We start from the raw sequence: 13,231 nt of genomic DNA, 5'->3' as shown, positions 1-13,231 counted from the left end.
TATTTATAAATCAGTGAATTAGAAAATCTAATATTTAGTAGATACTCTTTCTAACTATTTTTATTTCAATTTGTCGAATCCTTTTCCATAAACTCCCATAACGTTTGATTTTGTAATGAAAGCCTCAGGGTCGATACTTCCTACCAAACGGAAAATCGAAGTAGATTCGGTGCGTCGGGCAATCACGATGATAACCTTCATCGGTGTTTTGGAATACCATCCAATACCATCTACTATCGTACATCCGCGTTTGATTTCGGAGTTAATGTGGTTAGCTATTTCTTCGTAATGTTTTGAAAATATGAATAGTTGAACTGACTGTCTGGCTCCGTTGATCACCATTTCTACCATTTGCCACATCAGTGGTAGTAGAATCAATCCGTAGATGGTTCTCTCTAATGCTTTGCTATCGCCTCCCAGAATGAAATAGGATGAAATTACAATTGAAATATCCACTATTAGCAGTATTCTCGCTAATCGAATATTGAAGTATTTCGTAACCAAAGCTCCGATAATGTCTGTACCTCCAGTACTTCCATTAACTGAAAAGCATAATCCCAACCCTGTTCCACAGAATAAACCTCCTACAATGGCCGAAAGAAAAGGTTCGCCTACTGGCGGATGTGCTGTAAAATAAGGTTGTAAGTAGGTCTCTCCAAAACTAAGCATCAAGGAAAGAATCCCCACGGCAATAAGTGTTCTTAAAACATATTGTTTACTAACGGCCTTGAAAGCAATTGCCAGTAGAACCGTATTGATGACCAAGTTAGTTATCCACATTTCGATACCCGTTGCGTACTTAATCATAGCCGAAACTCCTGATAAACCACCCGTTACGATTTTGTTTGGGAGTATGAAACCTGTGATTCCCAACGTGAAAATTGTAAGGCCTAAGACGATAATCAAATAATCTTTGACGTAGAAAGATTTTAGATACTTGATAGTTTTACTTTTAGCAGTCATTTTATTAAAAGCGATTACGAAATTTGTCCGCAAAATTATTGAATATTTTTTGATTTGTACGATGTTTTTCAGAAATTATTTTCTTTTCATTTTTCGATTTCGTGCATACTTCGGATAGTGGTCTTTTCTAACATTTTACTTAACGATGATTGCTAAGAGGCTTCGATCGTATTTACTGAGTTTTTAAAGGAGGTAAACTAAGGAGAGTAATCCGTACAAAATACTTGGTTTATGCAAAAAAAAAATGTAGTTTTGCACTCTACAAATTTAGATTAATTTTTCAGTATGGAAGTAAGTAAACGATACGCTCAACGAGGAGTTTCTGCATCAAAAGGTGACGTGCATAATGCTATAAAAAACATTGATAAAGGCTTGTTTCCAAAGGCTTTTTGCAAAATAGTACCTGACTTTTTAACTCATGATCCTGATTATTGTTTGGTGATGCATGCCGATGGAGCAGGGACAAAATCATCGTTGGCATATCTTTACTGGAAAGAAACAGGTGATCTTTCCGTATGGAAAGGCATTGCCCAAGATGCTCTGATAATGAACATTGATGACCTACTTTGCGTAGGAGCCGTAAATGATATTATGCTTTCCTCAACCATTGGGCGTAATAAAAATCTAATTTCAGGAGAAGTTATTTCTGCTATTATCAATGGAACGGAGGAGCTTATTGAAGAATTGAAAGCTCACGGAGTTACCATACATTCAACCGGAGGAGAAACTGCCGATGTAGGGGATTTGGTACGTACTGTAATTGTTGATTCAACGGTTGTGGCTCGTATGAAACGAAGCCAAGTGATTGATAATGCAAATATTAAAGAAGGAGATGTTATCGTTGGTTTGGCCTCGTTCGGACAAGCATCTTACGAAAAGGAGTACAATGGAGGTATGGGAAGCAACGGACTAACCTCGGCACGTCACGATGTATTTGCAAAGTATTTAGCGACTAATTATCCTGAAAGTTTTGATGCTTCTGTACCAGCTGATTTAGTGTATTCAGGATCTAAAAAACTTACTGATACTGTGGACGACGCACCTATCAATGCTGGAAAATTGGTGCTTTCTCCAACAAGAACATATGCTCCTATCATAAAAAAAATACTCGAAAAATATGACGTTTCACAAATTCACGGAATGGTTCATTGTAGTGGAGGAGCTCAGACTAAAATATTGCATTTTGTAGATAACTTACACATTATCAAAGATAATTTGTTTGAAATTCCGCCCTTGTTTAAACTTATTCAACAAGAATCAAAAACTGATTGGAAGGAAATGTATCAAGTGTTTAACTGTGGACACCGTATGGAACTCTACGTACCAAAAGAAATTGCGAATGATTTGATTGCCATATCAGAAAGTTTTGGAGTACCTGCCAAAATTGTAGGGCGTGTAGAAAAATCGGATAGCAAAAAATTGACTATCCATAGTGAATATGGAGTGTTTAAATATTAATACTGTACAATGAAAATCGTTATTTCTCCAGCAAAATCTCTGAATTTTGAAAGAAACATACCAACTAAGGAACACACTCAACCTGTTTTTCCTGAGAAAATAGCTACTGTAAATGCCACCTTGAAGGAATTATCACCTAAACAATTGGCTGATTTGATGCATATATCGGATAAGTTAGCAAATTTAAATTGGGAGCGTAATCAGGCTTTTTCCTTGCCTTTTTCTTTGGAAAATGCCCGTCAGGCGGTATATGTTTTTGATGGAGATGTTTATGATGGATTGGATGTGTATTCTCTTGATAGCAAAGAAGTTGAGCGATTACAGTTCTCTTTGCGTATTCTCTCCGGACAGTATGGCATTTTAAAACCACTGGATTTAATTCAGCCCTATCGTTTGGAGATGGGAACTAAAATAAGCATCGGGAGAGCTAAAAATTTATATGATTATTGGAAAGAATCTGTGACAGTATTTTTGAATGAGGAACTTGATTCTAACGAATTATTTGTTAATTTGGCAAGTAATGAATATTTTAAAGTAGTTGATTATAAGCAAATTAAAAATCAACTTATCACTCCTATTTTCAAAGATTGGAAAAACGACGAGTTAAAGATGATTAGCTTTTTCGCTAAGAAAGCACGTGGACTAATGGTTCGTTATTTGATTAAGAATAATATACAAACTCTTGATGAACTCAAAGGGTTTGACTATGAAGGCTACCGTTTTAGCCAACAGCATACTACCAACATCAACGAACCTGTATTTATTCGCTAATTTATGTATCCTTATCACAACAAAATTAAACAACGCATCAATAACGGCGAATTAATTAAATATGAATTTGTTGAAAAATACAAAAATATTAGCCCCTGCCTACTTCTCTATTTTCGCACAGAGCCATTTGTGAGACCTGTGCGAGAACATCGCTTTGAGGAATATAAGCAAATTTTAGATGGTTTTGAAAAAAATAAGACTGTAGAAAACCATATTGACTAATCGAAAAATTCATTTTTCTCAAAGTAATGTACGATAGCTTCTTTCATAAGAATAGACTGTTCACCAGCTTTTAAAGGAGGTAACTCTTCCACCAATGTATAGTGAGGCCAACCATCAGGGTCAACAAAATCAAAACGGTAGTAGCCGTATGGTTCTAATAGCTTACAGATAGCGATGTGCATCAAGTTGATTTTATCATCCTTTTTAAATTTGCGATGAAAATTCCCAAATTCTTGTAAACCAATAAGATATATGATATCATCGACATCTAAAACCTCTCCATTGCCAAAGGTTTTGGATAATTCTCTACAGATATGTTCCCAACGCGATTTTAATTGTTCATCTCTTGCCATAATTTTTCAAACTCTAATGTAAAAAAACTCCTTACCTTGTTCATTACGTATAAAAATGTATCCTTGTGTAAAGATATTGATACAAGCGGTGACCTGAGGATGCGATGTAAACTCTTGCCATGCCAATGTAGGAGTATTTTTGTACAAATTGTTGATTATCAAAACGCTATTGTTGTGCATATACGTCAATAGTGAAGTGATATTCGAAGGTTGTGATATATTTTGTAAAAAAATAATATCGTATTTTTGGTTATCCTTTAGTTTTACGTCTACGGAAACATCTATTCCTGCTCCTAAAATAGCATTTTTTAGATTTTCCGAATCCACAAAGACAGTTTTTACTCCGAAATAACGCATACTTTTCAGTAGTAAGTTGTATTGTTTCGGATTAATTCCTTCTATTGTTGCAGAATAGGATTCTTTTTCATCTATTTTTTTTCTTGAATACAAGCATTTTGTAATAAAATCGTAAACAAAAGGCGAATGCACTCCATGCTGATTGGTTGATTTTGCCAAAAAATAAATATATTTCAGTAATGTCATTTGATTTACAAATTGCGATTAAAAACACATCTATCGAAACTCTAAATTCTTTTTAGATTAGGCAGTGCATACTTTTTGTTGAAGACAAAAACTATGTGTGTTCTTTGTGTTACAAAATAGAATCTTTTTTAATTGAGAAAGCTATTCTAATAACCTTTAAATTAGGTTATTGGATTATTTTCCATAATATGTGAAATAAATAAAAAGAACAATCCCGATGATAATGCGGTAATATCCCCAAAATTTAAACCCATATTTTGTCAAAACCGATATAAATGTTTTTACAGCGATTAAAGCAACCACAAAAGCGATGAGGTTACCCAATAGGAAAACTTGTGTATTTTCAGCAGTAGCCAATATCATTTCATAGCCTTTTTGTGGGGTTGCGGTATTTTTGCCCCAAGTTTTCAAAAATACTGAATAGACCGTTACGGCTAACATCGTGGGTACAGCCAAGAAAAACGAAAATTCTGCTGCAGCTTTCCTACTTAGCCTTTGGGTCATGCCTCCAATGATGGAAGCCGCTGACCGTGAAGTGCCTGGCATCATCGCCAAACATTGCCAAAATCCTATGGTGATGGCTTTTTTGAAAGAAATATCTTTTTCATCGAAAATCACAGGATTTTTAAACCATCGATCAACAAAAATCAACACAATTCCTCCCAGAATTAATACAGCTGAAATCACTTGCTGATTTCCTAAAACACTTTCGATTTTCTCGTCAAAAAGATATCCTAATACCAAAGCTGGAACTACAGCACTTCCAAGTTTAATGTAGAAATTAAGGTTGGAAAAATCAAAAAATTTCTTCCAATACAACACAACAATCGAAAGAATAGCTCCAAATTGTATAGAGACTTGAAACATTTTTAAAAATTCATCATCGCTGTTCATTCCCAAAAGAGAGGCTGTGAAACCCATATGAGCGGTTGATGAAATCGGTAAATATTCCGTTAAACCTTCAATAATAGCGATGATTATGGCTTCGATGACACTCATTAATTCTTTTTCTTGTTGGGATTTAACAAAATAGCATAAATTTCAACCGCAAAGCCGATTAAAACCAAAGTTGGTGCTACATGAATGCGTTGTGAATCAAAAATAGAAGCATCGAACACATTAGGGTCGCTACTACCTCCTCCACTCATTAAAATAAATCCTAAAGCAATGATTGCTAATCCAATAGCCATTACGATATAGTTTTTTCTCCCGAAAATAAGTTCTGAATGATGTTTTCTTTCTTCCTCCATATTTTTTATATTTTAATAGTACAAATCGTTAGTATTTAGGTTCAAGAAGCGTTGTGCTGCAAAGTAGGTGCTTATCCAACTGATTAACACTCCTATGGCAAATATACTTGTAAAGACAATTACCATGTCATTTGTGTTGGCAAGTATGTGAAATTCAGGGAATTTAATGTATATATATCGTAAGCACCCATAGAGTAGTCCCATGGCGAATAAAGCACTCAAAATGCCCAAACGAACGTTTGTCCATATGAACGGTCGGCGTATGAAACCTCGTGTTGCTCCCACTAACTGCATAGTTTTGATAATAAACCGCTTTGAATATATTGATAAACGGATGGATGAATTGATTAAAAGCACTGCTACAAAAGTAAACAAACCGCTGAATATTAGTAAAATAAGACCTATGCGGTTTACGTTTTCGTGAATCAATGTGATGAGCGATTTATCGTATACTACTTCTGAAACAAAAGAGTGTTGGCTCAGTTCTTTCTCCAATTCCTTCATTTTTTCAGGTTCAGCAAAAGCTGCTTTTAAACTCAAGTCAATCGAATTATGCAAAGGATTGTCGCCAATGAACGTGACGAAATCTTCACCAATTTCTTCGCTAAAACTTTCTGCGGCTTCTTCTTTCGAGATAAATTGAAGCGATTTTACATATTCCGCTACCGATAGAGTACGTTGTAACTGCTCAATATCCGCCATTTTCGCATCATCACTCAAAAAAATGGTTACAGAAACTTGTTCCCTAAAATAGTTTGCTAAACGTTGTGTGCTTAATAACAAAAAACCCAATAATCCCAGTAGAAAAAGTACTAAAGTTATGCTTATAGTTACTGAAAAATAGGAAGTTATCAGTCTTCTTCTGTTGAATATATCTATCGATCGTGCCAATTTTTTATAGTTTTTTCAAAATAATTCGGTAAAGGTAAAAAAATATTGAAAAACTGCAAAATATTTATTTGTTTGGCTCTGAAAAAAAACATTCTTTTACCACGTTTTGCCTTGTTGCGAATAATTTATCAATTTTAGTCTACTTATAAAAAATCAAAATGAAACGAAATTGAAAAAGCAAAAAAATGAAATTTTTATAAAGAACCGCTGTCTTTGTAACATGTTGATATATAGAATTTTGAATAATTGCTAAAAAAAACATAAAAAATATCTGTTGAAAAGTCATCAAAAAAAATCGGAAATTTGAAAGTAAGTTATATCTTTGTACTTCATTATTACGAATAACGTTTTTTATATGGACAAATATTCTTTTTTGAATGCCGCAAGTACGGCTTATTTTGGAGAATTATACGAAAAATATCTTGAAAATCCGGACGCAGTAGAGCCCAGTTGGAGAGCTTTTTTCCAGGGATTTGATTTTGCACAGGAAAACTATGGAGGTAGCTATGACCAAACCGTACAGGTGATGGCTCAAAGCGTGGATACAGGCAATAGTGTAGCTTCTGAAAAGTTGCAAAAAGAGTTCAAAGTGCTGAACCTTATCAATGCGTATCGCACCTATGGGCATTTGTTCACTAAGATAAATCCGATTCGCGAACGTGAGGCATATGTTCCGAATTTGAACATAGAAAACTATGGTCTGTCAAATGCGGACTTAGATACTACTTTTGATTCGGCTAAAGAGATTGGACTGCAACCTACTTCTCTGCGTAATATTATCAGTGCTTTAAACGATATTTATTGCCGTTCCATTGGAGTGGAGTACACCTACATCCGTGAGCCTGAGATCCGTAAATGGATTGAAACTCGACTATTCAGTAACAACAATAAAACCCAATTTTCAAAAGAAGAGAAAATACAGATCTTGAAAAAACTCAATGAAGCTACTTCTTTTGAAAACTTTTTACATACGAAATATGTAGGGCAAAAACGTTTCTCTCTTGAAGGAAACGATGCTCTAATTTCAGGATTGGATTTTCTGATTCAGAGTGCTGCAGAGCAAGGAGTGGAGCATCTGGTTTTAGGAATGGCTCACCGTGGGCGTTTGAATGTGTTGGCGAATATTTTCAATAAAAATCCGCAAGATATTTTCTCTGAATTTGACGGAAAAGACTATGAAATGGAAGATAATTTCGATGGTGATGTGAAATATCACTTAGGGATTTCTTCGGAATTGGTTACCAAATCGGGTAAAAAAATTAACGTAAATTTAGCTCATAACCCTTCACATTTGGAAACTGTAGGAGCTGTTATTCAGGGTATTGCACGTTCTAAACAAGATAGACTTACAGCAGGAGACCGCAGTAAAGTGTTGCCAATCGCTATCCATGGAGATGCAGCGATTTCAGGACAAGGGATTGTTTATGAAATTATGCAAATGTGCCAATTGGACGGATTTAAAACAGGAGGAACAGTACATATAGTGGTTAACAACCAAGTAGGGTTTACTACCAACTATACAGACTCTCGTTCTACGACGTATTGTACTGATATAGCGAAGGTTTCTTCTTCACCCGTATTACACGTAAATTCAGATGACGCTGAGGCAGTAGTACATGCTTTTCTCTTTGCGTTGGATTTCCGTATGCAATTTGGTAGTGATGTGTATATCGACCTGTTGGGATACCGTAAATATGGTCATAATGAGGGAGATGAACCTCGTTTTACCCAACCTAAGTTGTACAAAATTATCGGCAAACACGACAATCCTAGAAATATTTATGCAAAACAACTTATTGAAGAGGGCGTTATTACCAATGACTTTGTAACCCAAATTGAAATGGACTATAAGTCAGTGTTAGACATGCATTTAGAAAATTCTCGTAAGGAAAATCTGACTGTTATAAAACCTTTTATGCAAGATGAATGGAAAGGATTTGAAATAGCTTCTCGCCAAAAAATGTTAGAGAAATTCGATACTTCTTTTGACCGAAAAGATTTGGATGAGTTAGCGAAAATTATAACAGAACTTCCTGCTGATAAGAAATTTATCAATAAAATCACAAAAATTATTTCCGATAGAAAAGAAGCGTATACAAATGATAATATAGATTGGGGAACAGCTGAGCATTTGGCATTCGCGACTCTACTTTCGGAAGGATTTGACGTTCGTCTAACGGGGCAAGATGTGGAGCGTGGAACATTCTCGCACCGTCATGCTGTAGTCAAAACGGAAGATACGGAAGAAGAAATAACTTTACTCAACGAACTTAAAAAACACGATAAATTCAATAAAGGTTCGTTACATATTTATAACTCTTTGTTGTCCGAATACGGTGTTTTAGGGTTCGAGTATGGCTATGCGTTGGCAAGTCCAAACACCTTAACCATTTGGGAAGCTCAATTTGGAGATTTCTCCAATGGGGCTCAGATTATGCTTGACCAATACATTAGTTGTACGGAGGACAAATGGAAAAATCAAGATGGTGTGGTTATGTTACTGCCTCACGGGTATGAAGGACAAGGTTCTGAGCATTCTTCTGCACGTATTGAACGTTACTTGCAGTTGTGTTCTGACAAAAATATGTATGTAGCCAACTGTACAACCCCTGCGAATTTCTACCACTTGTTACGCCGTCAGATGAAGACGAATTTTAGAAAACCGTTGGTGGTGTTTACGCCTAAGAGTTTGTTACGTCACCCACAGGTAGTTTCAAAGGCTGAAGATTTAGCTAATGGACATTTCCAAGAGGTTATTGACGACCCAATAGCTGATGTAAATAACGTAAAATCAGTGGTGTTCTGTTCAGGACGTTTCTACTATGACTTGTATGCTGAGCGTGAGAAGTTGGGCAGAAACGATGTTGCATTAATCCGTATAGAACAATTGTTCCCGCTACCAGTAGAGCAAATTAAAGCTATTTTGAGCAAATATAAAAATGCAGATGATTACGTTTGGGCTCAGGAAGAACCTAAAAATATGGGAGCTTACGGTTACATGTTGATGTTCTTTGATTTCATTCAATGGCGTTTGGCGTCGAATACGGTGTATTCAGCTCCTGCATCGGGAAGCCATACCCGTGATAGAAAACGCCATGCCGAAGCTATAGCAATGGTTTTCGACAGAAAAGCGGATGCGAAAAAGAATTTTTAATATTTTGTAGGGATGTCACATATCCCTACAAAATTTGGGAAACTGTATGCCACCGTATATTCAAATGTTCGTTTAAAAATACTCGAACTATGAAAGAAATAAAGTTCTTTAACTTTGGTAATGTGAGAAGTTTTCGCTTTTGGTTATTTGTATTTTCAGGTATCGCAATGGTGATGCTTCTTCTTGAAATGTTTTTTTTAGAAGATTCAATACTGAGACCGTACATACGAGTATCAGCATATTTGGGATTCTCCTTATATTATCTGACTCCCTTTCTTTATAGAAATTCTGTTGAGTGGAACAAAAGAGGAATTACCTTAAAGTTGAATACGCTGGTTTTCTCACGAACGTTTTCTTTTGAAGATATTAAATCGGTTGAATTTTTGGAAAAAGAGCTGAGAGTTACACGCCACGATGACGTAGTACGTAGGTTGGATTTGACAGGTATTACACCAGAAAGTATCGAAAGGTTGAAAGCAATTTTTCAGCAACATTATGTGAAATTTCGTGTAGAACGAGATTTTCAAGAGCCTATAATTTGTTAGTTTGATAGGGTTCTGTTTCAAAATGAGTGATTTAGATAAAATAGTAGCGATATTTCCTGTCGTGTTTATGCTACATGATTTTGAAGAAATCATAGGTTTTGAATCGTGGTTGAAAAACAATAGGGAAGAGTTGGCAAAACGTTTTCCTAGAATAGAAAAAAGATTCGACAAAGGAGGAATGTTTCTACTATCAACCTCTACGTTTGCCTTTGCAGTGTGTGTCATTTTTGTTTTGGTATCCTTGATGAGTTTTATTTCGTTGTATTTGGGTATTTATCAATGGTGGTTTGTAGTATTTTCAGCTTTTTTTGTACATTTGTTCATTCATATAGGACAATGGATAGTTTATAGGAAGTATATTCCTGCTATTATTACATCGTTTTTGTCGTTGCCTTATTGTTTTTACGCTTTTTATGTCGTTTTTGAGTATAGTGATTTTTCCGTTGCGGAAATGCTATTTTGGATGTTTTTAGGTACGATTTTAATGTTAATAATTGTTCCCTGTGTACTTAACCTTGCAGGAAGATTACAAAAAACTTTAAGTTGAACTTACGTCCAAATCGGTAAAGATCAAAAAAACAATTTTACAATCGTGCAGAAAGATATCAGGAATTGAGGATAAAAAATAGTTAATCATGAGTAGGAGTTTTTACATTAAAAACACAGAAGCACCCCGAGTGATGAGTCCGAATGAGATTTTGTCGCTCCAGCCACCTACTTTTATTCAGTACGATGTTCATGATGAAGAGGAGCATTTTTTAGATGTAATGAACTCACCTATTGATCATTACGGAAGTATGTTGATGGGAGAAGAGTTTGTGAGTGGACGAGGATTTGAAGTTTGTTATCAAGCCGAATTAAATAGTTATCAGGTGCGGGTTTTTACTCCGAGTACCAAAGCTGATTGGCAAGGTGCGTTTGAATTTATAGTAAATTTGGCAAGATATTTAGGAGTGCAAGTGGTTGATGAAGAGGATACTACATACCAAGCCGATAGTATAACGTATGATTATTTACGAGACATTGAGTTTGGTATTCAATGCTATGAAGGAAGAGAGGGGCAATATATTTTTGGAGTCAATTATCCAATGTGCTTGAATGAAGAAATGATAGACAGATTACTGTCTGCTGATGATAAGGCCACGTATTTCAGCGAAATGGTGGAGGCTCATCAGTATGTGGATGCCTATTTTGCTAAACAACGATTCTATGAAAGTAGTTTAGATAAAAATGAAGGTATTATTGGTGTGTATGCTTTAACGGAAGATTTACCAACCATTTTACCCTATGAATATCCACCCTTTATTGATATTACCAAAATCTCACTCAACCAAGAGGATATCAGTCGATGGCGTATTTCATTAGTAACGATTGAAGGTGATGAGGACGACCCTAATAGTTATAAAGTCATGGGTGATATGGATTTTAAAACCTTTTTGGAACGACTTCCAGAAGAAAAAATCGAGAAATTGGACGGGCATTATATGATTGTTGAACTTTCAAAATCGGATATGCAAGACATTATCTATCAAAAATCAGAAACAAGCAGTTTGTTTGGAAAAATAAAGAATTTATTTAATAATAATTAATATACACATACTTAAAACTAAGATACTATGTTAGAGATGAAAGTTCCCTCGCCGGGGGAGTCCATAACGGAAGTTGAAATTGCACGTTGGTTAGTGAAAACGGGAGATTATGTATCTAAAGATCAAGCTATTGCTGAAGTTGATTCGGATAAGGCTACTCTTGAACTTCCTGCCGAAGCCAGTGGTATTATTACGCTTCAGGCAGAGGAAGGGGACGCTGTCAAAGTAGGGCAGGTAGTCTGTTTGATTGATACCTCTGCTACTAAGCCTACCGAAGGAGTTGCTAAAGCAGAAACTAAAAAGGAGGAGCCAAAGAAAGAAGAAATTAAACCAGTGGCTGCTTCCGTAGCTGAAAAAACGACATACGCTACTAACGCACCAAGTCCAGCAGCTCGTAAAATATTGCAAGAAAGAGAAATACCTGCCTCATCTGTGAAAGGTACAGGCAAAGACGGACGCATCACTAAGGAAGATGCTCTTAAGGCTTCAAAACCATCTATGGGAACTCCTACAGGAGGTTTACGAACCGAAACAAGAGCTAAAATGTCGATGCTTCGCCGTAAGGTAGCCGAGCGTTTGGTGAGTGCTAAAAATGAAACTGCGATGCTTACTACCTTTAATGAAGTGGACATGACGGCTATCTACGAACTTAGAAGCCAATACAAAGATGCTTTTAAAGATAAGCATAATGTGAATTTAGGGTTTATGTCTTTCTTCACCTTGGCAGTAGTTCGTGCGTTGAAAATGTTCCCTGATGTAAACTCAATGATTGACGGACAAGAGAAAGTTACGTATGATTTCTGTGATATTTCCATTGCCGTTTCAGGACCTAAAGGACTGATGGTGCCTGTTATCCGTAATGCTGAAAACTTGTCATTCCGAGGAGTAGAGGCTGAAGTAAAACGCTTAGCATTACGAGCTCGTGACGGGCAAATAACTGTAGATGAGATGACTGGAGGGACGTTTACGATTACTAACGGAGGCGTTTTCGGATCAATGTTATCTACTCCAATAATCAATCCACCTCAGTCGGGAATTTTAGGAATGCACAACGTGGTGGACAGAGCCGTTGTTAAAAACGGACAAATCGTTGTAGCTCCTGTGATGTATGTAGCTCTTTCGTATGATCACCGAATCATTGACGGACGCGAATCGGTAGGGTTCTTAGTAGCCGTGAAAGAAGCTCTTGAAAATCCAGTTGAAATCCTAATGAATGGTAACATAAAAGCAGCTTTAGAGTTGTAGAATTCTAAAATATTAATAGTTAAACCTCCTGAAAATAACGTTTTAGGAGGTTTTGTGTTTTATGACTTGTGTTTTGAGTTTGGTGTGTTATTACTTCCGTTTTAAAGTTTTTTTTGGGTGAAAATTTGGTTTTTTTTAAATATTTAGTAAATTTACCGAAATTCAAACTTTTTTGTCGTTGAAAAAACAGTTAAAACTATTAGGAATTGCGGGTTTGTTACTGTCGGTAACAAGTGCCTGTTAGCGT

General features: G+C 35.9%; 14 protein-coding genes. 8 read left to right on the top strand and 6 right to left on the bottom strand.

All coding sequences use genetic code 11. The annotated features are described in order from the left end of the window. Nucleotides 1-60: 60 nt before the first annotated feature. Nucleotides 61-963 (bottom strand): YitT family protein, encoded by a 903-nt coding sequence (locus ACF3OB_RS02880; RefSeq protein WP_042344834.1) that lies wholly within the window; start codon nucleotides 961-963, stop codon nucleotides 61-63. A gap of 285 nt (nucleotides 964-1,248) precedes the next feature. Between ACF3OB_RS02880 and ACF3OB_RS02875 the strand changes: the two genes are divergently transcribed. From ACF3OB_RS02875 to ACF3OB_RS02865, 3 genes are read left to right on the top strand one after another with little or no spacing between them, the layout of a single operon-like run. Beyond that, the gene (locus ACF3OB_RS02875; RefSeq protein ID WP_392448265.1) at nucleotides 1,249-2,421 is read left to right on the top strand and encodes an AIR synthase related protein; all 1,173 of its coding nucleotides are present in this window, start codon (nucleotides 1,249-1,251) and stop codon (nucleotides 2,419-2,421) included. Between the two features lie 9 nt (nucleotides 2,422-2,430). After that, nucleotides 2,431-3,192 (top strand): peroxide stress protein YaaA, encoded by a 762-nt coding sequence (yaaA, locus tag ACF3OB_RS02870; protein ID WP_392448263.1) that lies wholly within the window; start codon nucleotides 2,431-2,433, stop codon nucleotides 3,190-3,192. A gap of 3 nt (nucleotides 3,193-3,195) precedes the next feature. Next, nucleotides 3,196-3,414, top strand: coding sequence for a hypothetical protein (locus ACF3OB_RS02865; RefSeq protein ID WP_042007148.1), 219 nt, complete (start codon nucleotides 3,196-3,198; stop codon nucleotides 3,412-3,414). Here the strand turns inward: ACF3OB_RS02865 and ACF3OB_RS02860 are convergent. The 5 genes from ACF3OB_RS02860 to ACF3OB_RS02840 all read right to left on the bottom strand — a co-directional run bounded on the left by ACF3OB_RS02860 (nucleotide 3,411) and on the right by ACF3OB_RS02840 (nucleotide 6,451). After that, nucleotides 3,411-3,767 (bottom strand): hypothetical protein, encoded by a 357-nt coding sequence (locus ACF3OB_RS02860; RefSeq protein WP_392448261.1) that lies wholly within the window; start codon nucleotides 3,765-3,767, stop codon nucleotides 3,411-3,413. The two genes, ACF3OB_RS02865 and ACF3OB_RS02860, sit on opposite strands and share 4 nt — an antisense overlap. Nucleotides 3,768-3,773: 6 nt before the next feature. Continuing rightward, nucleotides 3,774-4,310 carry a hypothetical protein gene (locus ACF3OB_RS02855; protein ID WP_042007144.1) on the bottom strand — a complete coding sequence of 179 codons (537 nt, stop codon included), beginning with the start codon at nucleotides 4,308-4,310 and terminating at the stop codon, nucleotides 3,774-3,776. A 174-nt stretch (nucleotides 4,311-4,484) separates the two neighbouring features. Then, nucleotides 4,485-5,309, bottom strand: coding sequence for an undecaprenyl-diphosphate phosphatase (locus tag ACF3OB_RS02850; RefSeq protein WP_042344831.1), 825 nt, complete (start codon nucleotides 5,307-5,309; stop codon nucleotides 4,485-4,487). Then, nucleotides 5,309-5,560 carry a DUF3098 domain-containing protein gene (locus ACF3OB_RS02845; RefSeq protein ID WP_042007140.1) on the bottom strand — a complete coding sequence of 84 codons (252 nt, stop codon included), beginning with the start codon at nucleotides 5,558-5,560 and terminating at the stop codon, nucleotides 5,309-5,311. Before ACF3OB_RS02845 ends, ACF3OB_RS02850 begins: the two co-directional genes overlap by 1 nt. 12 nt (nucleotides 5,561-5,572) lie before the next feature. Continuing rightward, nucleotides 5,573-6,451, bottom strand: coding sequence for a cell division protein FtsX (locus ACF3OB_RS02840; RefSeq protein WP_042007138.1), 879 nt, complete (start codon nucleotides 6,449-6,451; stop codon nucleotides 5,573-5,575). 355 nt (nucleotides 6,452-6,806) lie between these two features. Here ACF3OB_RS02840 and ACF3OB_RS02835 point away from each other — a divergent pair, with 355 nt between their 5' ends. From ACF3OB_RS02835 to odhB, 5 genes are all read left to right on the top strand, one after another. Continuing rightward, nucleotides 6,807-9,605 (top strand): 2-oxoglutarate dehydrogenase E1 component, encoded by a 2,799-nt coding sequence (locus tag ACF3OB_RS02835; protein ID WP_392448259.1) that lies wholly within the window; start codon nucleotides 6,807-6,809, stop codon nucleotides 9,603-9,605. An 89-nt stretch (nucleotides 9,606-9,694) separates the two neighbouring features. Further along, the gene (locus tag ACF3OB_RS02830; RefSeq protein ID WP_172914502.1) at nucleotides 9,695-10,150 is read left to right on the top strand and encodes a hypothetical protein; all 456 of its coding nucleotides are present in this window, start codon (nucleotides 9,695-9,697) and stop codon (nucleotides 10,148-10,150) included. 22 nt (nucleotides 10,151-10,172) lie between these two features. Then, nucleotides 10,173-10,697, top strand: a complete 525-nt coding sequence (locus ACF3OB_RS02825; RefSeq protein WP_042347560.1) for an HXXEE domain-containing protein — start codon at nucleotides 10,173-10,175, stop codon at nucleotides 10,695-10,697. A gap of 88 nt (nucleotides 10,698-10,785) precedes the next feature. Further along, on the top strand, nucleotides 10,786-11,739 hold the full coding sequence (locus ACF3OB_RS02820; RefSeq protein WP_172914503.1) for a DUF4299 family protein: 954 nt from the start codon (nucleotides 10,786-10,788) through the stop codon (nucleotides 11,737-11,739). A gap of 27 nt (nucleotides 11,740-11,766) precedes the next feature. Further along, on the top strand, nucleotides 11,767-12,984 hold the full coding sequence (odhB, locus tag ACF3OB_RS02815) for a 2-oxoglutarate dehydrogenase complex dihydrolipoyllysine-residue succinyltransferase (RefSeq protein WP_095894209.1): 1,218 nt from the start codon (nucleotides 11,767-11,769) through the stop codon (nucleotides 12,982-12,984). The last annotated feature ends 247 nt before the right edge of the window (nucleotides 12,985-13,231 follow it).

Origin of the sequence: Capnocytophaga canis, assembly GCF_043187445.1 — a bacterium.
Lineage (GTDB): Bacteria > Bacteroidota > Bacteroidia > Flavobacteriales > Flavobacteriaceae > Capnocytophaga > Capnocytophaga canis.
Note: the sequence above shows the minus strand (reverse complement) of the source record. Positions and strands in the feature narration are given on the sequence as shown.

Coding starts and splice junctions, on each gene's coding strand:
- ACF3OB_RS02880 (WP_042344834.1), bottom strand. CDS start 963: ATGACTGCTAAAAGTAAAACTATCAAGTATCTAAAATCTTTCTACGTC.
- ACF3OB_RS02825 (WP_042347560.1), top strand. CDS start 10,173: ATGAGTGATTTAGATAAAATAGTAGCGATATTTCCTGTCGTGTTTATG.
- yaaA (WP_392448263.1), top strand. CDS start 2,431: ATGAAAATCGTTATTTCTCCAGCAAAATCTCTGAATTTTGAAAGAAAC.
- ACF3OB_RS02830 (WP_172914502.1), top strand. CDS start 9,695: ATGAAAGAAATAAAGTTCTTTAACTTTGGTAATGTGAGAAGTTTTCGC.
- odhB (WP_095894209.1), top strand. CDS start 11,767: ATGTTAGAGATGAAAGTTCCCTCGCCGGGGGAGTCCATAACGGAAGTT.
- ACF3OB_RS02820 (WP_172914503.1), top strand. CDS start 10,786: ATGAGTAGGAGTTTTTACATTAAAAACACAGAAGCACCCCGAGTGATG.
- ACF3OB_RS02835 (WP_392448259.1), top strand. CDS start 6,807: ATGGACAAATATTCTTTTTTGAATGCCGCAAGTACGGCTTATTTTGGA.
- ACF3OB_RS02860 (WP_392448261.1), bottom strand. CDS start 3,767: ATGGCAAGAGATGAACAATTAAAATCGCGTTGGGAACATATCTGTAGA.
- ACF3OB_RS02875 (WP_392448265.1), top strand. CDS start 1,249: ATGGAAGTAAGTAAACGATACGCTCAACGAGGAGTTTCTGCATCAAAA.
- ACF3OB_RS02865 (WP_042007148.1), top strand. CDS start 3,196: ATGTATCCTTATCACAACAAAATTAAACAACGCATCAATAACGGCGAA.
- ACF3OB_RS02855 (WP_042007144.1), bottom strand. CDS start 4,310: ATGACATTACTGAAATATATTTATTTTTTGGCAAAATCAACCAATCAG.
- ACF3OB_RS02850 (WP_042344831.1), bottom strand. CDS start 5,309: ATGAGTGTCATCGAAGCCATAATCATCGCTATTATTGAAGGTTTAACG.
- ACF3OB_RS02845 (WP_042007140.1), bottom strand. CDS start 5,560: ATGGAGGAAGAAAGAAAACATCATTCAGAACTTATTTTCGGGAGAAAA.